The 19,321-nt window shown below is 62.2% G+C and carries 22 protein-coding genes; 13 read left to right on the top strand and 9 right to left on the bottom strand.

Features of this window, described 5'->3' with window-relative positions; all coding sequences use genetic code 11:
- The first annotated feature begins 164 nt into the window (after positions 1 to 164).
- Together pmrG and F2S13_RS22685 are read left to right on the top strand one after the other, a co-directional pair.
- Positions 165 to 839 (top strand): lipopolysaccharide core heptose(II)-phosphate phosphatase PmrG, encoded by a 675-nt coding sequence (pmrG, locus tag F2S13_RS22690; protein WP_166365017.1) that lies wholly within the window; start codon positions 165 to 167, stop codon positions 837 to 839.
- 110 nt (positions 840 to 949) lie between these two features.
- The gene (locus tag F2S13_RS22685) at positions 950 to 1,198 is read left to right on the top strand and encodes a hypothetical protein (protein ID WP_166365015.1); all 249 of its coding nucleotides are present in this window, start codon (positions 950 to 952) and stop codon (positions 1,196 to 1,198) included.
- A 403-nt stretch (positions 1,199 to 1,601) separates the two neighbouring features.
- Here the strand turns inward: F2S13_RS22685 and F2S13_RS22680 are convergent, their stop codons facing one another.
- The gene (locus F2S13_RS22680; protein ID WP_166365013.1) at positions 1,602 to 2,078 is read right to left on the bottom strand and encodes a MarR family winged helix-turn-helix transcriptional regulator; all 477 of its coding nucleotides are present in this window, start codon (positions 2,076 to 2,078) and stop codon (positions 1,602 to 1,604) included.
- Between the two features lie 405 nt (positions 2,079 to 2,483).
- Between F2S13_RS22680 and F2S13_RS22675 the strand changes: the two genes are divergently transcribed.
- The 11 genes from F2S13_RS22675 (at position 2,484) to F2S13_RS22625 (ending at position 10,989) form a co-directional block, all read left to right on the top strand.
- Complete coding sequence (locus F2S13_RS22675; RefSeq protein WP_166365011.1) at positions 2,484 to 3,617, top strand: amidase; 1,134 nt, start codon at positions 2,484 to 2,486, stop codon at positions 3,615 to 3,617.
- A complete protein-coding gene (locus tag F2S13_RS22670) occupies positions 3,614 to 4,789 on the top strand; it encodes an acyl-CoA dehydrogenase family protein (protein WP_166365009.1) in 1,176 nt (391 codons plus the stop codon). The genes F2S13_RS22675 and F2S13_RS22670 overlap by 4 nt, the downstream gene beginning before the upstream one ends.
- A 33-nt stretch (positions 4,790 to 4,822) precedes the next feature.
- Positions 4,823 to 5,182, top strand: a complete 360-nt coding sequence (locus tag F2S13_RS22665) for an IacB protein (RefSeq protein ID WP_166365007.1) — start codon at positions 4,823 to 4,825, stop codon at positions 5,180 to 5,182.
- A gap of 14 nt (positions 5,183 to 5,196) precedes the next feature.
- Complete coding sequence (locus F2S13_RS22660; RefSeq protein ID WP_166365005.1) at positions 5,197 to 5,718, top strand: nuclear transport factor 2 family protein; 522 nt, start codon at positions 5,197 to 5,199, stop codon at positions 5,716 to 5,718.
- A gap of 50 nt (positions 5,719 to 5,768) precedes the next feature.
- Positions 5,769 to 7,064, top strand: coding sequence for a Rieske 2Fe-2S domain-containing protein (locus F2S13_RS22655; protein ID WP_166365003.1), 1,296 nt, complete (start codon positions 5,769 to 5,771; stop codon positions 7,062 to 7,064).
- 2 nt (positions 7,065 to 7,066) lie between these two features.
- Positions 7,067 to 7,546: an aromatic-ring-hydroxylating dioxygenase subunit beta gene (locus tag F2S13_RS22650; protein WP_166365001.1), complete on the top strand. Its 480-nt coding sequence runs from the start codon at positions 7,067 to 7,069 to the stop codon at positions 7,544 to 7,546.
- 10 nt (positions 7,547 to 7,556) lie between these two features.
- On the top strand, positions 7,557 to 8,297 hold the full coding sequence (locus F2S13_RS22645) for an SDR family NAD(P)-dependent oxidoreductase (RefSeq protein WP_166364999.1): 741 nt from the start codon (positions 7,557 to 7,559) through the stop codon (positions 8,295 to 8,297).
- A 56-nt stretch (positions 8,298 to 8,353) separates the two neighbouring features.
- Positions 8,354 to 9,313 carry a PDR/VanB family oxidoreductase gene (locus F2S13_RS22640; protein ID WP_166364997.1) on the top strand — a complete coding sequence of 320 codons (960 nt, stop codon included), beginning with the start codon at positions 8,354 to 8,356 and terminating at the stop codon, positions 9,311 to 9,313.
- A gap of 20 nt (positions 9,314 to 9,333) precedes the next feature.
- Positions 9,334 to 9,822 carry a flavin reductase gene (locus F2S13_RS22635; protein WP_166364995.1) on the top strand — a complete coding sequence of 163 codons (489 nt, stop codon included), beginning with the start codon at positions 9,334 to 9,336 and terminating at the stop codon, positions 9,820 to 9,822.
- Between the two features lie 104 nt (positions 9,823 to 9,926).
- Entirely contained in the window at positions 9,927 to 10,550 is a 624-nt protein-coding gene (locus tag F2S13_RS22630) for an NIPSNAP family protein (protein WP_166364993.1), read from the top strand.
- 142 nt (positions 10,551 to 10,692) lie between these two features.
- Positions 10,693 to 10,989, top strand: coding sequence for a hypothetical protein (locus F2S13_RS22625; RefSeq protein WP_166364991.1), 297 nt, complete (start codon positions 10,693 to 10,695; stop codon positions 10,987 to 10,989).
- 44 nt (positions 10,990 to 11,033) lie between these two features.
- On the opposite strand, the gene F2S13_RS22620 is transcribed toward F2S13_RS22625, so the two are convergent.
- The 8 genes from F2S13_RS22620 to alkB all read right to left on the bottom strand — a co-directional run bounded on the left by F2S13_RS22620 (position 11,034) and on the right by alkB (position 18,964).
- Positions 11,034 to 11,435, bottom strand: coding sequence for a heme-binding protein (locus tag F2S13_RS22620; protein WP_166364989.1), 402 nt, complete (start codon positions 11,433 to 11,435; stop codon positions 11,034 to 11,036).
- A complete protein-coding gene (glcF, locus tag F2S13_RS22615; RefSeq protein WP_166364987.1) occupies positions 11,432 to 12,664 on the bottom strand; it encodes a glycolate oxidase subunit GlcF in 1,233 nt (410 codons plus the stop codon). Before glcF ends, F2S13_RS22620 begins: the two co-directional genes overlap by 4 nt.
- 2 nt (positions 12,665 to 12,666) lie before the next feature.
- A complete protein-coding gene (gene glcE, locus F2S13_RS22610; protein ID WP_166364985.1) occupies positions 12,667 to 13,725 on the bottom strand; it encodes a glycolate oxidase subunit GlcE in 1,059 nt (352 codons plus the stop codon).
- Positions 13,725 to 15,224, bottom strand: a complete 1,500-nt coding sequence (gene glcD, locus F2S13_RS22605) for a glycolate oxidase subunit GlcD (RefSeq protein WP_166364983.1) — start codon at positions 15,222 to 15,224, stop codon at positions 13,725 to 13,727. The genes glcE and glcD overlap by 1 nt, the downstream gene beginning before the upstream one ends.
- A gap of 218 nt (positions 15,225 to 15,442) precedes the next feature.
- Positions 15,443 to 16,237 carry an exodeoxyribonuclease III gene (locus F2S13_RS22600; RefSeq protein WP_166364981.1) on the bottom strand — a complete coding sequence of 265 codons (795 nt, stop codon included), beginning with the start codon at positions 16,235 to 16,237 and terminating at the stop codon, positions 15,443 to 15,445.
- A 285-nt stretch (positions 16,238 to 16,522) separates the two neighbouring features.
- Positions 16,523 to 17,599, bottom strand: coding sequence for a bifunctional DNA-binding transcriptional regulator/O6-methylguanine-DNA methyltransferase Ada (ada, locus tag F2S13_RS22595; RefSeq protein ID WP_166364979.1), 1,077 nt, complete (start codon positions 17,597 to 17,599; stop codon positions 16,523 to 16,525).
- Between the two features lie 77 nt (positions 17,600 to 17,676).
- Complete coding sequence (locus F2S13_RS22590; RefSeq protein WP_166364977.1) at positions 17,677 to 18,303, bottom strand: DNA-3-methyladenine glycosylase family protein; 627 nt, start codon at positions 18,301 to 18,303, stop codon at positions 17,677 to 17,679.
- Between the two features lies 1 nt (position 18,304).
- On the bottom strand, positions 18,305 to 18,964 hold the full coding sequence (gene alkB, locus F2S13_RS22585; RefSeq protein WP_166364975.1) for a DNA oxidative demethylase AlkB: 660 nt from the start codon (positions 18,962 to 18,964) through the stop codon (positions 18,305 to 18,307).
- Positions 18,965 to 19,321: the final 357 nt, after the last annotated feature.

The following is a 19,321-nucleotide window of genomic DNA, read 5'->3' as shown; positions in this document are numbered from 1 at the left end:
GTAGTGGCACGGGCCACGGCGTCAAACAAGTTGGAACACCTGTTATGCCAGTTGCAAAAAGCTTTATAGAACAGATGCTTGGCAGCATCTGTGGAACTTAAGTTTGGCTCAAAGGATCGAACGGCCCAACTTCATGTGATGAAATGATCAACAGGGCGATTTCTGTGAACTCGAATAAAAACCATACCCGCCACAGTCGGCCTACATTCTCGCGTGCGATTTCACGCTCAAAACTCTGTGCAGCACTGTTGCTGGCAGTGCTGGTACCGGCATGGTTGCTGGCCGAATCATTCGGCACACCCATGGCAGCGGACCTCAATCGCAGCAGCCCGGCGCAAGTGAGCGCACTGGTATCCGATTGGCATCGCGGCAACGTCATCGTCCTGGTGCGCCACCTCGAGCGCTGCAGCCGGGTCGATGCGCCGTGTCTGGATGGGCGTGCAGGCATCACTGCCCGCTCCACGGCGATAGGCGAATACATGGGCAAGGAGTTTCGCCAACTCGGCCTGAGCAATTCCGATATCTACAACAGCCCGCTCAAGCGCACGGCCCAGACCGCACAGGTCATGTTCAACCAGACCACGGCCAAGCAGGATTGGCTGTACCAGTGCAACGGCACCTTCATGGGTGAAGCCTTGCAACGCAAGGTTCCTGGAAGAAACCTGATTCTGGTCACCCACAGCAGCTGCATCGATGAGTTCGAGGCGTCGCTGGGGCTTTCGGAGTCCGATCCCGACTACGGTGGCGCGCTGTTCATTTCCACCAGTGACGACAAGACGCAGAACAAGGTCCTCGGTTTCATTGATGCCGACGATTGGGACGATGTGTTTGGCGCCTGAATGGCGCAACCTTTTGCAGCCGACTCGACAGGAGGCGGTAATCAGGTGGTGTGGTTCCTTGCGTTGTCTGCCATGATCGGCTGACAACAACCTGGAAAAAGGACGTCGCTATGAGCAGCAGCCAATTGAATGTAGCGCGGGAAGATCTTGGCGAGGAGACAATTGCCGAGAACTTGGGGCTTAGTCCTGAAGAGGTTGCTAAATGGATGGTCCGTCAGGAGCTTGATCAAAGCGAAGAGGGCGTGCTTTTCGGTCACAGGATCGTGTTCGCCGATGATACGCCCAAGTCGATACTCGAAAAGGCCGGGGCGGAAGAAGGCGAGCTCTACGTCATCATCAGCAGCGGTCTGTACGCATAGGCCCACTTTTCGTTCCTGCACAGAGCGTCACTGTTACGCTCTGCGTGGGAATGCCTCCCGCGACACACAGCCTCATCCCCCTCGTTGTGACGTTTTGCAATACAGATTCGCTCAAAAAAGCCAGATTTCTGAATCGCACCGCTGACGTGGATCCATTCTGCAACTACGCTTGCGATTGTCTGCCTTGGTGCGATGACTCTTTACCCGTGCATGGAATGCCGAGGTCATTGCACTGGGCGGACATTTCCCTAGCTCTTGCGTTTCTCGTTCCCACGCTCTGCGTGGGAATGCATCCTGCGACGCTCCGCGTCACGTCCGGAAGTGTCGACGCGGAGCGTCTGGCACGGCATTCCCACGCAGAGCGTGGGAACGAGGAAGCCAGCTCCCACAGGGTTAGCTGTGCTCACGCCTCCGGCAAATTATTGAAAATCTTCTCCAGCGTCCCATTGAGCTTGTTGATCTGCGCCTCGGTCAGGCCCGTGAAGCTCTCGTTGAAGATATCGCTGGTGGCTTCCTGAACCTTGGTCACCATCTCGCGACCCGCATCGGTCAGTGACACCTGAGTCACCCGGCCATCGTTGCTGCAAGGCTGCGTATCGACCAAACCATCGCCTTTCATGCGGTAGACGATCTTGGTGATGGTCGACAGCTTGGCGATGGCGTGCTCCGAAATTTCCGAAATGCTCGACATGCCGTTGTCCACCAGGATGAACAGGATCCGATAGCGCGGGATGTCCATATCGATCTTTTTCAGGGCCTTTTCCATGGCCATGGCGTACCGCCCATTCACGCGTGCGAGCCAGTAAAAAGGAAATTCCTCTTTCTTGAAGTGCTCGCTGGCTGGGTTGTAACGGCTAAGGCGTTTTTTCGGGGTGGTCATGCGGTGGGTTCTGGGGCTGCCGGACAAGGGGGGATTTATAGGGGATTGCGTCGGTGCTGTCGACTGCTTGTCCCTCATGCAATCGATTCCCGTGGTTTGCCTGACTGGCACCTTTCGCGAGGCTGCGCTGCTTTTTGCTTCGTTTTCCTCTGCTAGTCATGATGAATTTCAAAAAAAATAATTGAAAATTCACGCTTTATTTTTGAGCGATTTTGGCCTTGTGACCCAGTAAATAGGCGCTAAAGGCAGGTTTTGCGAAAAAATATACGTGAATAATCGACAAAAAAAATAATTGACAATTCACGTAAAAATTACGATTTTAGATCCAAGCGTTCGACGGCCCCGACTCGTCGAGCAGACCAATAACAGGCGTGAAAAGCGCTGACGTACACATCAGGTGATGGCATGACGATCGTCGTCGAAGATTTGCAACTGGGGGGCACCGGGTTGACGGTGATGGTCAAAGACACCATCGACATCGCCGGTTACCCGACCCGCGCGTCCAGTGAGGCGTTGTCCGAAGCACCGAATGCCACCACGCACGCAGCCGTCGTGCAGTCGCTGCTCGATGCCGGTTGCCGTATTACCGGCAAGACCAGCCTGCATGAACTCGCCTTCGGCACCACAGGCCTGAACAACTGGGTGGGCACGGCCAACAATCCGCTGTACCCGGGTCGTATCCCCGGCGGTTCGTCCAGTGGTTCTGCGGCGGCCGTGGCCGCCGGCCTTGCCGATTTTGCCCTGGGCACCGACACCGGCGGCTCGGTACGCATTCCGGCAGCATGCTGCGGGGTGCTGGGGTTGAAGCCGACGTTCGGCCGGGTCAGCCGCGACGGCGTCATGCCGACTCACAGCAGCCTGGATTGCGTCGGCCCCTTCGCTGCTGACATAGCGCGCCTGATCGCCGCGATGCAGGCGATCGATCCAACCTTCAAGTCCTTGCCTGCGACCGTCAACGTTCAGATTGGCGTGGTGTCGGTGCAGGCCCATCCGGAAATTCTCGCGGCCGTCGATTCGGCGCTGATGGCCGGCGGCTTCCCGCTACAGGGCGTGCAACTGCCGGGTATGGCAGCGGCCTACGACGCCGGCCTTGTGGTCATCAATCGCGAAACCTGGAATGCCTGCGGGCATCTGCTCGAGACCGGCCGGGTAGGGGCGGATGTCGCCGCGCGCCTGCGTGCTGCCAGTGAGACCAGCGATGCCGCCCTGGCCGAAGCCGAGCAGGTGCGCCAAGCCTTCACCGCTGAAGTCGACGCCTTGCTGTCCCGGTACCCGATCCTGGCCCTGCCGACCATGCCCGACTACCCGCTGCTGGTCAGCGAAGCCGCCGATACCCGCGCCGCCATCGGCATGACCGCCCTGGTACGCGCCTTCAATCTTTCCGGTCATCCCGCATTGAGCATCCCCCTGGTAGGGCGCTCCGGGTTGCCGGTGGGTCTGCAACTGATCGCCGCCAAGGGCGCGGACGAACTGCTCTGTGCAGTCGCCCGCGATCTGCTGGGCAGCCTTGAACACAACCTGATTCGGAGAAACCCATGACAGTACTCAGCGCGTTGAATCCTCAAGCATCGGAGCCCATCACCGCGAGTGACGCATTCCAGCAGCTGTTGGGCGAGATTCGCCAGCGCGCCAGGACCGGCGAGTTCGACGATCAAAAGTTCATCAGCGCGGACATCATCGAGCGCTTCCGCGAGTTGGGTGTGTACCGCGCCCTGGTGCCCAAGCGCTTCGGCGGTGACGAGCGTTCGCCTGCCGAGTTCTGCCGGATGGTTGAAGACATTTCCCATGCCGACGGTTCGGCCGGTTGGGTCGCAAGCTTCGGCATGAGCCCGGTGTATCTGGCTTCCCTGCCGCTGGCCACGATCGAGAAGGTCTACGCCAACGGCCCGGACGTGGTCTTCGCCGGCGGCATTTTCCCGCCGCAACCGGCTTCGTTCGTTGAGGGTGGCCTTGAGGTTAACGGTCGCTGGAAGTTCTCCAGTGGCTGCATGGGCGCCTCGCTGATCGGTGTCGGCATTGCCCCGAAAAAGGAAGGCGACATGCTCGGCCTGCCGCGCCTGGCCGTGATGCCGGCGAGCAAGGTGCGCATCGAGCAGACCTGGGATGTGGTCGGCCTGATCGGCACCGGTAGCCACGACGTGGTGGTCGAAGGCGTGGTGGTGCCGGAGGAGTGGACCTTCGTGCGCGGCGGCCCGGCGAATCTGGACGAACCCTTCTTCCGTTACCCGTCGCTGTCGTTCGCCACCCAAGTGTTGTCGGTGGTCGGCCTGGGTGTGGCCCGTGCCGCCCTGGACGAATTGTGCGGGATGGCCAGCGGGCGCATTTCGGTGACCGGCGCGCCTTCGCTGTCCGACCGGCCGTTGGCGCAAGTGGAAATGGCCAAGGCCGAAGCCGAGCTGCGCGCCGCCCGTGCCTGGTTCTACCAGTCCATCGACGAAGCCTGGGCCAGCGTCCTGGCCGGGGAGCCGGTGTCGGTGGAGCAGACCAATATGCTGCGCCTGTCCTCGACTCACGCCACCCGCGTGGCCGCCGACGTCGCGCGCACCGCGCAGATGCTCTCGGGCATGACCGGTGTGTACCGCACCAGCCCGCTGTCGCGCTTCGTCAACGATGCGCAGGTGATTACCCAGCACGCCTTCATGGGCGACATGACTTACCAGAATGCCGGGGCGATTTTCTTCGGCAACAAGCCACTGCCTGGCTACCTCTGAATTTTTTCCACTTTGACGTAAAGGTGTACCGAGATGAGCGATAAAAAACCACTGCGCGTGTTGTTCTGCATGGGCATCAACCAGAACTTCTTCGACGCCCCGCGTGACGAGCAGCTGCAAGTCTGGGCGGCCTTCAGCGAAATGTGGAACGGCATCCACGACCTGCCAGGCGTGAAGGTATTCGGCAACATGGACGACGACCAGAGCATGGTCGGCCCATCCACCGGCTACCCGTGGACCACCTACCTGCTGGCCGACGTCCCGGACATCGAGACCGTGCACGCCGCCTGCAACCTGTTCCGTACCACCGCTGTTGGCGACGGCCCGTACAAATTGTGGAAGTACGCCAAGGTCGAGGCCCGTACCGGCCGCGAACTGATTATCCAGCGCTGAGCACAGGTGCCCCGATGACCGAACGACTGCAAGCCCTCGAACAACGCCTGGCGCTGCTGGAAAGCGAGAACGCCGTGCGCGCCTGCATGAACCGCTACATGGTGCTGTGCGATGACCTGGGCGTGGACTCGCCGCTGGACGAACTGGCCGGGTTGTTCACCGAGGACGCAGTCTGGGAAGGCAAGGGCGCCAAGTACCAGAACGCTTTCGGTGGCTACCGTGGTCGCGCGGCGATCAAGGCGATGTTCGCCACTTACATGGTCGAGCCTGCGCATTTCGCCCTCAACGTGCACTTCCTGACCTCGGAGTTGATTCAGGTGCGTGGTGAGGAAGCGTCGGCCAGTTGGGTGATGTTGCAGACCTCGACCTTCGCCAGCGGCGCTTCGCATCTCAACAGTGCGCGCCTGACGGTGCGGTTTCGCGAAGAGGAGGGGGTTTGGCGCATGGCGCACTTCCAGACCGAGAACCTCTTCAGCCGGCCGGTGAGTGGCTGGAACAGCAGTGCTGAATTACCGGTACCCCCGAAAGCTGAATAAAGAATTGCGTTTTTCCAAGAGTTGGCACCCGATGCCGACGAGGAGTGATCGTGACAAACCTGATTGAAACCGTACTGCTCGACACCTGCCCATCCGACCTGGTGCAGGCCGACCGCGTCCACACTTCGCTGTACACCGACGCGAAGCTCTTCGACGAAGAACTGGACAAGATTTTCTACAAGACCTGGATCTGGGTCGCCCACGCCAGCGAGATTCCGGACAACGGCAGCTACAAGAGCACCTACATCGGCAAGCAGCCCGTGATCGTCGTGCGCGACCGCAAGAAGGACGTGCATGTACTGCTCAACCGCTGCCGTCACCGTGGCGCCACCGTCTGCGAGCACAAGAAAGGCAAGACCAACAGCTTCGTCTGCCCCTACCACGGCTGGAGCTACGCCCTGGACGGCAGCTTGCGCGGCGTGCCGCACCCGGAAAGCTACGCCGATTGCCTGGACAAGGGCGATCTGCCGCTGGTGAGCCTGCGTGTCGAGCAGTACAACGGCATGATCTTCGCCACCTTCAATGACCAGATCGAACCGCTGGTGGACTTCCTCGGCCCAGCCAGGAAGTGGATCGACCTGTTCATGAAGCAAGGCGCTGGCTACCCGGTGAAAGTGTCCGGCGAACACCGTTTCCGCTTCCCCGGCAACTGGAAGATCCAGCTGGAAAACACCACCGACGCCTACCACTTCCCGCTGGTACACAAGTCGTTCTTGTCCTCGGTGGACGAGCAGACCCTGGAGCTGTTCGATTTCGTCCAGGGTCCGGGCTACGTCGAAGACCTGGGCAACGGTCACAGCGTGATGGTGATGATCCCCGACCTGGTCGACCTGGAAGCCAACCTCGACCTGCCGATCCCCGAGCGATTCGAAGCCCTGGCCCAGGAGCTGCGCAACGAAGGTCACGAGGAGCTGGAAGTACGCCGCATCGTCCGCGCCGTCGGTGGTTCGGGCTTCAACCTCAACCTGTTCCCCAACGTCGCCTGCTCCATGGCGTTCTTCCGGGTGCTGCAACCGATCGCTGTGGATGAGACCGAAATCCACCACGCGGTGATCACCATGGACGGCGGCCCGGCCGTGGCCAACCGCTACCGCCTGCGTCTGCACGAGCATTTCCAGGGCCCGATGGGCTTCGGCACCCCGGACGACTCCGAGGCCTGGGAACGGGTACAGAAGGGCGCCAACGCGGGTAAAGACCTGTGGATCATGCTCAACCGTGGCCTGGCCGGCGAGAAGCCGAGCGATGACGGGTTGATCAGCGACGTGAGTGCCGAAACCGGCATGCGTGCGGGTTACCAGCAGTGGAAAAAAATGATGGCCGTGCCAGCGGCGAAACAGGGGGAATAATCATGCTCAATCTGCAATTGCTCAACCAGGTCAGCGCCTTCATCTGGCAGGAAGCGGACATGCTCGACCACAGCGAATTCAACGAATGGCTTGAGCTGTGGACGTCGACCGCGACCTACATCATCCCGATCGATCCGCTGGAAACCGATTTCGAGAACACCCTGAACTACGCCTATGACGACCATCACATGCGTCAGTTGCGGGTCAAGCGCCTGACCAGCGGCGAGTCGATCTCCACCGCGCCACGGGCTCGCACCGTGCGTTCCCTGTCGCGCTTCCGGGTGCTCAAGGACGAAGGTGACGTGGTGACTGTGCGCTGCGCGCAGAACCTGCGCGAGTTCCGCAAGGACGTGCTCAAGCACTACACCGCCGACATCACCTTCGACCTGGTGCGCAGCGGCGACAGCTTCAAGATCCAGCGCAAGCTGATCCAGCTGATCAACTCCACCGACACCCTGGCCGGTATCGGCTACATCCTCTGAGGACAACGTCATGACGCATATCGCATTGGTGACCGGCGCAGGCCAGGGCCTGGGTTTGTGCATCGCCGGCCAGTTGTTCAAGGCCGGCTACAACGTGGTGCTCAGCGACCTGTCGCTGGACGCCGCTCAAACGGCAGCCGCCCAGCTCGATCCCAGCGGCGAGCGGGTGCTGGCGCTCAAGCTCGACGTGGCCAGCAAGGCCGATTTCGAAGCAGCCCTGGCCGCCGTGCTGGCCCGTTTCAAGGCCCTGCACGTGGTGGTCAACAATGCGGCCATGACCATGACTACGCCGGTGATGCAGATCAGTCCGGAGGAGTTCGACCGGGTAATGAGCGTCAATACCCGTAGCACCTTTGTCGGTTGTCAGGTGTTCGGTACCTATCTGGCCGAGCAGGGCTACGGGCGAATCATCAACATGGCATCCCTGGCCGGGCAGAACGGCGGCACCGCCACGGGCGCGCATTACGCCGCGTCCAAAGGCGCCATCGTCACCCTGACCAAGATCTTCGCCAAGGAACTGGCTTCCCGGGGTGTGACGGTCAACGCCATCGCCCCGGGTCCGATCGAGTCGCCGGCGGTGCGTGCCGCCGTGCCGGCCGAGCGCCTGGAGGGTCTGATCCAGAACATTCCGGTCAAGCGCCTGGGTGATGCCGATTTCCTCGGCAAGCTGGTGGTGCAACTGGCCGGCGAAGACGCCTACTTCACCACCGGGGCGACCTGGGACGTGAATGGCGGCCTGTTCATGCGCTGAGGCGCGCTCGATAAAAAACAACATAAAGCATTCATTGAAGTGCGGGATAACCCGATATGAGCGATCAAATTTTGAAAGTCGTGGTGCGCAAGCGCCAGGAGCAAGGCGAAGACGTGGTGGTCCTCGACCTGAGCGATCCCGCAGGCAAGCCGCTGCCAGCCTTCGAGGCCGGCGCCCACGTGGACATTCACCTTGCACCTGGGCTGGTGCGCCAGTACTCGCTGTGCGGTGACCCGGCGCAGAACGAAGTCTATCGCCTGGGCGTGCTGAAGGACCCAGCCTCTCGCGGCGGTTCGATCGCCGTGCACGAGCAACTGCTCGAAGGCCAGGAAGTCGAGATCAGCGTGCCGCGCAATCTGTTTCCCCTGGCCAGCGACGCGCGCCGTTCGATCCTGATCGGCGGCGGCATCGGCATCACGCCGATGGTGGCCATGGCCTATGCACTGCAGGCCCGCGACAGCCAGTTCGAACTGCATTACTGCGGCCGTTCGCGCAGCCGCAGCGCGTTCCTCGAAGAACTGCAGAACGCAGCGTTCGCACCGTGCGTATCGACCCACTTCGACGACGAGGCAGACGAGCAGAAACTGAACCTGCCAGCGGTGCTGGGCAAGCCGGGCGAGGGCGTACACGTCTATGTCTGCGGCCCGTCGGGCTTCATGGACTGGGTGATCAGCGAAGCGGTCAAGGCCGGCTACGCCGACGACCACATCCACCGCGAATACTTCCAGGTCGAAGTCGACAACAGCGGCGCCGGCTTTGAAGTGGTCGCTGCACGCAGCGGCAAGAGCGTGCAGGTTGCCGAAGGGCAGACCATTCTCGAGGCCCTGGCCGGGGTCGGCATCAAGATCGACATTTCGTGCGAACAGGGCGTTTGCGGCACCTGCCTGTGCGATGTGCTCGAAGGCGAGCCGGACCACCGCGACGTCTACCTCACCGACGACGAGAAAGCGGCCAACGACCAGATTCTGGTGTGTTGCTCGCGAGCCAAGTCGAACAAGCTGGTCCTGGATATCTGAACCACCGGAGAGCAATAAAAATGGTCGATACGACTGGATTTCGCAATGCAATGGCGCTGCTGGGCGGCGCCGTTTCGGTCATCACCACCGACGGTGCGGCAGGACGCTTCGGCTTTACCGCTTCGGCGGTCTGCAGCGTGACCGACCAGCCGCCGACGCTGCTGGTGTGCATGAACCGTTCTTCCCATTCCAACGTGCACTTCAAGAGCAACGGGGTGCTCAGCGTCAACGTGTTGACTGCCGGGCACCAGGAGATCTCAGGGGTATTCGCCAACCGCGAACTGACCATGGAGCAGCGTTTCGCCAGCGCCCATTGGCACACCCTGGAAAGCGGCGCGCCGTTGCTCGATGAGGCGCTGGTCAGCTTCGACTGTCGCATCGCCCAGGCCCATGAAGTGGGTTCGCACACGATTTTCTACTGCGAAATCCTCGACCTGAAAATAGGCGCCTCGCAAGAAGGCCTGGTGTATTTCAATCGTGCCTACCATCGATTGAGCAACGCCTCCTGATATAACCGCTGCAACTTTTACCCCAGTAACCTGTTTGTTCGACGCGCTCGGTCACAAGGGCGCGCGGTGTTCGGCTGCGCCCTTTTCACTGTCAGAGAGTTGCCATGAGACTGTATGAACTGATTACCTTCACTGTGCGCGTGCGCACGCCGGCCCAGGCGATGCAACGGCTACAGGAAACCCTGGCGCTGCCCGAAGTGGGCGGTACCCTGATTGGCTGCTGGGCTTCGGAAATCGGTCCGCTCAACGAGATCGCCGTGCTGCGCGGCTTTACCGACGAGAACGCACGACTGGCCGAGCGTGATCGCTATTTGCTGGGAAGTGATGTTTTCGGCATCGAGGAGTTCATGCTGGACATGAAGGTCGAGAACTACACCCTGTTCCCGTTCCTCGAAGCCCCCAAGCCCGGCGCCCATGGCCCGTTCTACGAGTTGCGGGTGTACAACCTGATCCCTTCAGGCCTGATGCCGACGCTCGAAGGCTGGAAAAACGCCATCGGCCCGCGTACAGCCGAGGGATACTCGGATGTCGCTGCAGCCTTCTATGCCACCGACGGCCGCACACCACGCTACCTGCACATCTGGCCCTACGCGAGCCTGGAACAACGCCTGGACGTGCGCACCCGTGCCGTGGCGGATGGCGTCTGGCCGCCGCTGAACTCCGGTCCGCAACTGCGCGAAATGCATTCCACGGTGTACTTGCCGGCGAGTTTTTCGCCGATGCAGTGAGGCGCGACCGCCCGGTCGTCTGATTCTGGATCCAGCTTCCAGTTGTCTGCTTGCTCTCTTGAGCGGAGAAATGCATCATTTTGCCATTAATTTCAAAGTGCTATTGGTTTGGGTCAATGGGATGCAGATGAGGCAAGGGATCATGCGCGATGGGTCGTTCAACCGCGAGGTCGTTCAGACGTTGCGGCCACGCACCAAGTGGGTCTGGCGGCTGTTGTTCATCAAGGTTTGGCTCAGTGCGTTTTTGCTGATCGCGGCAATGCTGGGCGCGGGGGCGCTCATGCTGGTGGCGGCCTTCGAAGATGAAGTGCCCTGGGATGAGCGCCTGCTGACCTTTGCCGGCGGGGTGTTGGTGCTGTTCGTGTGCCTGGGGGTTATCCGGATGGCGTTGCCGGAGCAGTGGCAGGGGGTAGCGCGCAAAAACGGCAGCCGCCACTAGCTTCCTTCCTCGTTCCCACGCCCCGCGTGGGAACGAGATGGGTTTCAATTCAAGGCTTGGCTGCCGGCCTTCGCAACCTGCGCATCCTGTTCAGCCTTGACGCCCGATACCCCGACCGCACCGACCACCTGACCATCGACGATGATCGGCACGCCGCCTTCAAGAGACGTCAGCAAGGGCGCCGAGAGGAAGGCACTGCGGCCACCGTTGACCATGTCTTCATAGCCTTTGGACTCGCGTCGGCCCAGCGCCGAGGTGCGGGCTTTTTCCGTGGCGATGTAGGCGCTGATCGGGGCGCAGCCATCCAGGCGCTCCAGGGCCAGCGGGTGACCGCCGTCGTCGACCACGGCAATGCTGACGTTCCACTGGTTACGCTGAGCTTCGCTACGGGCGGCAGCAAGGATCAGGCTGACTTCTTTCTGGCTCAGTACGGCTTTGCTGTTCATGGGCTTTCCTGTGGGTTCATTGATTCTTCGACCAGTTCGATCCAGTGCCGTACCGGGGTACGGCCGGCGCTGTCGAGGTGGGTCTGGCAACCGATATTGGCGGTCGCGATCACTTGTGGCTGACCGCTTTCCAGGGCGTTCATCCTGTTGTCGCGCAACTGCTGCGACAGTGCAGGCTGGGTAATCGAGTAGGTGCCTGCCGACCCGCAGCACAGATGGCTGTCGGGCACGGCCGTGAGGTGAAAGCCCAGGCGTGACAGCACGCTCTCGACCGCACCGCCAAGCTTCAAGGCATGCTGCAGGGTGCAAGGGCAATGGAAGGCCAGGCGCAGGTCGCTGTGGGCGCCGAGCTTTTCCAGTGGTTCGGCCAGCAGTATCTCCACCAAGTCCTTGCTCAAGGCGCTGACTCGCGCGGCCTTGGTAGCATAGGCCGCGTCGTCCTTGAGCAGGTGCCCGTAATCCTTGACGAAGGCGCCGCAGCCACTGGCGGTTTGCACGATCGCCTCGGCACCGCTTTCGATCGCCGGCCACCAGGCGTCGATATTGCGCCGGGCCCGTTCCAGGCCCGTCTGCTGAGCGTCCAGGTGGTAGTCGACGGCGCCGCAGCAACCGGCCTGGCTGATCGGGGTGATGCTGATGCCGAGCCGGTCCAGCACCCTTGCGGTGGCGGCATTGGTATTGGGCGACAGGGACGGTTGCACGCAGCCTTCAAGCATCAGCACGCGGCGGGCATGCTGGCGAGTCGGTCGGGGCTTGGCTGGAGTGATCCTGCGCGGCAGTTTCAGCTGCACGCTTTGCGGCAGCATGGGGCGCAGGCTTTCGCCGATCCTGAACAACGGCTTGAACACCACCGGATTCGGCACCAGTGCCCGCAAACCCTGGCGCAAAAGGCGCTGGCCGGCGCTGCGCGGCACGGCCTCGTCCACCACGGCGCGGCCGATGTCCAGCAGGTTGTGATAGTCGACCCCGGACGGGCAGGTGGTTTCGCAGTTGCGGCATGACAGGCAGCGGTCCAGGTGCTGCTGGGTCTTGGCAGTCACCTCATTGCCTTCCAGCACCTGTTTGATCAGGTAGATGCGTCCGCGCGGTCCGTCCAATTCGTCGCCCAGCAGTTGATAGGTCGGGCAGGTGGCATTGCAGAAACCGCAGTGCACGCAGGTGCGCAGGATGCTTTCGGCTTCCTCGGCGCGCGGCAGGCGTTTGGCGTTTTCGCTCAAGGTGGTTTGCATGATCAGAGCTCCGCGTACATCCGGCCCGGGTTGAAAATCCCTTGCGGGTCGAGTTGCGTCTTGAGCTGACGGTGGTAGCGCAACAGCGGCGCCGGCAACGGCTGGAAGGGACTGTCGCAGTTACCGTAGCAGGTGGCATGCCCGCCGGCCTGGGCGGCGATGGCACGAATGGCGTCTGCCTCGGCGCTGGACTTCAACCAGCGCTGGGCGCCGGCCCAATCGATCAGTTGCGCGCCGGGCAGGGCAAGCACGCCGGTGTTGTTGGGCAGCGACAGGCGCCACAGCGGGCGCTCGTCCTGGAAAAACGCCAGGCGCTGGGCATTCAGATCGTTCCAGTAACAGGAATCGAACCGTTCGCCACCCAGGCGGTCATGGGCCGCACACACTGAGCCTTCACCGCCTTCCAGGCGCAGGTGCAAGTGTTGCCCGTCGTGGCTGGCGGCGCTGATGGGGATGGGTTGCTGGCCCCATTCGGCCAATTTGCGCAGGGCCTGCTCGGCATTCATTTCCAGGGTGATGCTCAGGCAATGGCGCGGCTTGGGCAGGACCTTGAGCGACACTTCGGTCAGCAGTCCCAGGCAGCCGAAACTGCCGGTCAGCAAGCGCGACAGGTCGTAGCCGGCGACGTTCTTCATCACTTCACCGCCAAAGCGCAGGTGTTTGCCGTGGCCGGTAATGACCCGGGTGCCGAGGACGTAATCGCGCACCGAGCCGGCCCAGGGCCGGCGTGGCCCGGACAACCCGGCGGCGACCATGCCGCCCAGGGTGGCGCCGTCTTCGCCATGGGGCGGTTCGCACGGCAGCATCTGCCCGGCCGCCTCCAGTGCCGCGTTGATTTCGGCCAATGGCGTGCCGGCACGGGCGGTCAACACCAGTTCGGTCGGGTCATAGCTGACAATGCCGCGATGGGCGCGGGTGTCGAGCAGTTGACCTTGCACGGGGCGACCGAGATGGGCCTTGCTGTTGCCACCCTGAATGCGCAGCGCGGCTTTGTCGTGCAGGGCCTGTTCGACCTGCGCCAGCAGCTCGGTGCTGGCGTCGGTGGATTGTTCGCCATGCATCAGAAACGCTCCAGTTCAGGGAAGGGCAGCTTGCCCATGTGCACGTGCATGGCGCCGAATTCGGCGCAGCGATGCAGGGTCGGGATGTTCTTGCCGGGGTTGAGCAGGCCGCTGGGGTCGAAGGCGGCCTTGACCGCATGGAACAGGGTCAGCTCGTCACTGTTGAACTGGGCACACATCTGGTTGATCTTCTCGCGGCCCACGCCGTGTTCGCCGGTGATGCTGCCACCGACCTCCACGCACAGTTCGAGGATCTTGCCACCCAATGCCTCGGCACGGTCCAGCTCGCCGGGCTGGTTGGCATCGAACAGAATCAGCGGGTGCATGTTGCCGTCGCCGGCGTGGAACACGTTGGCCACCCGCAGGCCGAATTCGGCGGACAGCGCGCTGATGGCCTTGAGCACGCCCGGCAACTCGCGCCGGGGGATGGTGCCGTCCATGCAGTAATAGTCCGGCGACAGGCGCCCGACCGCCGGGAAGGCGTTCTTGCGTCCGGCCCAGAATTTCACCCGTTCGGCCTCGTCGCGAGCCTGGCGCACTTCGGTGGCGCCGGCCTTGACCAGCACCTCGCGCACCCGCTCACAATCGTCGTGCACATCGGCTTCGACGCCGTCGAGTTCGCACAGCAGGATGGCTTCGGCATCGACCGGGTAGCCGGCGTGAATAAAGTCTTCGGCGGCGCGGATGGCCAGGTTGTCCATCATTTCCAGGCCGCCGGGGATGATCCCGGCGGCGATGATATCGCCCACGGCGCGGCCGGCTTTCTCAACCGAGTCGAAGGCGGCCAGCAACACCTTGGCCATCTGCGGCTTGGGCAGCAGCTTGACCGTGACTTCGGTGATGACCCCGAGCATGCCTTCGGAGCCGGTGAACAGCGCCAGCAGGTCGAAGCCGGGCGAGTCCAGGGCGTCGCTGCCCAGGGTCAGGTGCTCGCCATCGACCGTGAGCATGTCCACCTTGAGCAGGTTGTGCACGGTCAGGCCGTACTTCAGGCAATGCACGCCGCCCGCGTTTTCGGCCACATTGCCGCCGATGGAGCAGGCGATTTGCGAGGAGGGGTCCGGGGCGTAGTACAAGCCGTAGGGCGCCGCCGCCTGGGAAATGGCCAGGTTGCGCACACCCGGCTGCACCCGGGCGAAGCGTCCGGCGGGATCGATTTCAAGGATCTGGTTGAAGCGTGCCATGACCAGCAGCACGCCTTTTTCCAATGGCAGGGCGCCGCCGGACAGACCCGTGCCGGCACCCCGCGCGACCACCGGGACGCGGCGCTGATGACACAGCTTGAGCAGCATCTGGACCTGTTCGAGCGTACGCGGCAAAACCACCAGCATGGGGGTGGTGCGGTAGGCCGAGAGGCCATCGCATTCATAGGGCCTGAGTTCTTCGGCGCGATCGAGGATCTCCAGGTCCGGCAGTTGCTCGCGCAGCGCCTTGAGTAGCGCGGCCTTGTCGGTGTCGGGCAGGGCGCCGTCGACGCGTTCGTCGTAGAGGATATTCATGGCGGGTGGACAACCCTTGTCTATTGGGCACGGCTTACTTGCATCATTGGCCCAAGGGGCAATGTTGTCCAATATAAAGCGAGCAACAGTGTTTAAGGTCTGCGCCGACCTTTGTGGGAGCTGGCTTGCCAGCGATACAGGCGACGCGGTTTGTCTGAAACACCGCGTTGACGCGATCGCTGCGGTCCGGCACGCCTGCTCCCACAATGGCTATCGCCTCAGGCATCGTTGGGCAGTTCAAGCTCGATCCAGGTCGGCGCATGGTCGCTGGCATGGGGCTCGTTGCGGACCCAGGCATCGACACCGGCGTTTTTCAGGTGCTGGGCCAGGGGCGGGTTGAGCAACAGGTGATCGATGCGCAGCCCTGAGTTTTTCTGCCAGTGCTGGCGGAAGTAATCCCAGAAGGTGTAGATACGCTCTGTGGGGTAGATGGCGCGCAGGGCGTCGGTCCAGCCCTGGGCCAGCAGGCGCTGGTAGCACTCGCGGCTTTCGGGCTGCAGCAGGGCGTCCTTGAGCCAGGACCGCGTGTTGTAGATGTCCTCGTCTGTGGGCACGACGTTGTAGTCGCCGGCCAGCACCACCGGATGTTCGCTGGCGTACAGACCCTGGGCGTGGCTGATGAGGCGTTCGAACCAGGCCAGCTTGTAATCGAACTTCGGACCCGGCTGCGGGTTGCCGTTGGGCAGGTACAGGCAACCGACCACCACGCCATGCACGGCAGCCTCCAGGTAGCGGCTGTGGCTGTCGTCCGGATCGCCGGGCAGGCCACGGCGGATTTCCAGAGGATGAGTGTCTCTCCCCAGGATCGCGACGCCATTCCAGGACGCCTGGCCGTGCCAGATTGCGCCATAACCGGCTGCTTCGATCTCGCCTACCGGGAAGGCCTTGTCCAGGGCCTTCAGTTCCTGCAGGCAGACGATGTCGGGGGGCTCGCGCGCAAGCCACGCCAGCAGATTGGGCAGGTGGGCGCGGATGCCGTTGACGTTGAAGGTCGCAATGCGTAGCGGGTGCATGGGTGATGCTCGCAGGGGCTTTCAGTATCTGACCGGGTATTGGCGGAAAAATCACCCGGTCGTTGCAGGTGATTGGGGCTGGTTTGCAGCCCATCGCCGGCAAGCCGGCTCCCACAGAGGTCGGCGTTGTACCAGATATCTGTGGGTTCCTGTGATCCCCCTGTGGGAGCTGGCTTGCCAACGATGCAGACGACGCAGTTTTCCGCCGAAATGTATCCGCAGGTTAAATCTCTTTCGCTCGTTCCCACGCGGAGCGTGGGAACGAGATCACACGGACCAACAGCCTCACTCCGCCTCCCGCTCCAACAACCGCCGCTTGCGCTCCACTCCCCAACGATACCCCGACAAATCCCCATCACTGCGCACCACCCGATGGCAGGGAATGGCCACTGCAATGCTGTTGGCCCCGCACGCCTGGGCGACCGCGCGAAACGATTTCGGCGCGCCGATCATGCGGGCAATCTCGGCGTAGCTCGCGGTCGTGCCCACCGGGATCGTGCTCAAGGCCTGCCACACCCGTTCCTGAAACGCTGTGCCACGCACATCCAGTGGCAGGTCCAGGCCAATGGCCGGTGCTTCGATGAACCCGACCACCTTGGCAATCAACTGCTCGAAGTCCTGGTCGCCGCCGATAAAGTTGGCCCGCGGGAATTTGTCCTGCAGGTCGTGCACCAGCGCATCGGGATCCTCACCCAACAGGATGGCGCAAATCCCGCGATCACTCTGGGCAACCAGAATCGCCCCCAGCGAACATTCCCCGACAGCGAAACGAATGTCGTTGTTGGCGCCGCCGGCACGGTAGTCGCCCGGCTTCATGCCCAACACGCCGGCGCTGGTTTCATAGAAGCGGCTGTTGGAATTGAAGCCTGCTTCGTACAGGGCATCGGTAACCGAGCTGGCACGGGCCAGTTGATCTCGCATCCGTCGGGCCCGGTGTGACGATGCGTAGGCCTTGGGGGTCAATCCGGTGGTGGCCTTGAACACCCGGTGGAAATGATAGGGGCTCATGCCGACCTGTTCGGCGAGGCTGTTCAGATTGGGCGATTCGTCGGCGTGCTCGATGATTTCACAGGCCCGCGTTACCAGCGCGGCATGCTGCCCGGCGACACTGGTCTGGTCGGCGGCGGCACGCTTGCTCGGCCGGTAGCCGGCGGCTTCGGCCTGTGCGGCGGTCTCGAAGAATTCGACGTTTTCGCGCTTGGGCAGGCGCGACGGGCTGCTGGCCCGGCAATACACGCCGGTGGTCTTGACCCCGTAGACGAAGGCAGCATCGGCCGCTGGGTCACGGGCGAGCACGGCTTGCCAACGTGGATCTGACTCACTGACGGTGTGTTTGCTCGTAGCAGGTGCTGGGGCTTTCATGGCGTTCTACCCTGTGGCGCGATCAGTTGGGCCCAGCTTAGGCCGACCTCTGGCCGAGAAAACTCCGGGTCTTGCGGTCAAATTCGATCATGCGCCGGCGCCCGCCACAAGTACCAGGCTGCCACCGTCCGCCAGGGACTCCAGGCCCGCGCCGTCTCGATCATCTGCTTGCGTGTCAATTGCGCCTCAAGCCCCTTGAAGCGCCGATAGCCTTCGCGCACGCCAAAGTCGTCGGCGGGGAAGATGTCCATGCGCTCGAGGGTGTAGATCAGGAACATTTCCACGGTCCAGCGGCCGACCCCGCGCAAGGTGATCAGGCGTTCGATCAAGGCCTCGTCGTCCATCTGGCTGGCCTGGGCATAGTCCGGGACCAACCCCGACATCGCGGCCTGGGCGATGCCTTGAATGGTCGCCAGTTTGGTCGCCGAGAAGCCGCAGGCGCGCAGGGCTTCGGGCTGGGTCACGACGATCTGTTCGGCGCTGGGAAAGCGCACGCCGGGGTAGAGCGCCAGCATCCGCCCAAGAATGGCATCGCCGGCACGGGCGTGCAGCTGCTGGTAGGCGATGGCGCGGATCAATGCTTCATAGGGTTCGCGCGCTGGTTTGGGTTCATGGGTGCAGGGTCCGACCTGTTCGACCAGTCGCGCCCAGTGTTCATCGAGAGAGGCCAGAAACTCGCTGGCGGCAGTGAAGGTTGCGGTCATTTCAGCCGGCCTTGCGCAGGGTGAAGTTGATGCGCTGGGCGCCCAGCAGCGGGTGCTCCGCGGGTTTGAGTGGCAGCACGCCGTGATAGCGCAGGCGGTCTTCGCCGCCCCAGACCACGATGTCGCCATGCATCAGGCCGATGCGCCGGGCCTTGTCGCCTCGAACATGACCACCGAACAGGAAGACCGCCGGGATGCCCAGCGATACTGAAACGATCGGGTGCTCATAGCTGCGTTCGTCCTTGTCCTGATGCAGGGACAGGCGTGCGCCCGGCACATAGCGGTTGATCAGGCAGGCATCCGGGACAAAGCCGGCAAAGCCTGCGGCGGCAGCGGCGGCGTCGGCCAGTTCCAGAAAGACTTTTGGCATCGCCGGCCAGGGTTGGCCGTTATCGGGGTCGAGGGGAGCATAGCGATACCCGCGACGGTCAGTGGTCCAGCCCAGGGCGCCGCAGTTGGTCAGGCCAACCGACATGGTGAAGCCGCCCGGCGTGATCATCTGCCGGAACGGCGCTTGCGCCTCGATGCTGGCCAGTGCCTGCAGCAAACGATCGACGTAGGGCAGGGCGAAGCCCTCGAGCACCCAGGCGTGGGTGCCGATCTGTACCGCCCGAGGGGGCTCGGGGGGGAGGGAGGCGAACAGATCGAGGGTGGTTTGCATGGTTTGGCTGTTACGTGACTGGTCCTTGCACAGCGTATCCGATTTTTCCTGGCCTTGGTGTGCTCTGCACGAGGCGCTTGGCTGATTTGCAATGGCTCTTGAACAATTAGTCGTAGGTTGTTTCTGAAGTTTTATCGGAACTTTCCTAAGTTCACATTGGGGGGTGGAATAACTGCTAGAAGCAATTCAGTATCGATAAAATCAGAAGATTTGCGTATCTCTTGTAAGTTAATTGTTCGTTTGTACCGAAATTAATTTTGTGCTGTGTCGGGCATGTTTGTACTGGTTTTTTTGTCGGCGTGAACGCTCAGATTTTTTGATTTCGTGAGCGTTGTTCTGAAGAAGTCGGCGGGTTAT

Source organism: Pseudomonas akapageensis (assembly GCF_011355085.1).
In the GTDB taxonomy this organism is placed as follows: Bacteria; Pseudomonadota; Gammaproteobacteria; order Pseudomonadales; family Pseudomonadaceae; genus Aquipseudomonas; species Aquipseudomonas akapageensis.
The sequence above is the reverse complement of the archived record's forward strand: the minus strand, read 5'-3'. Positions and strand labels throughout refer to the sequence as shown.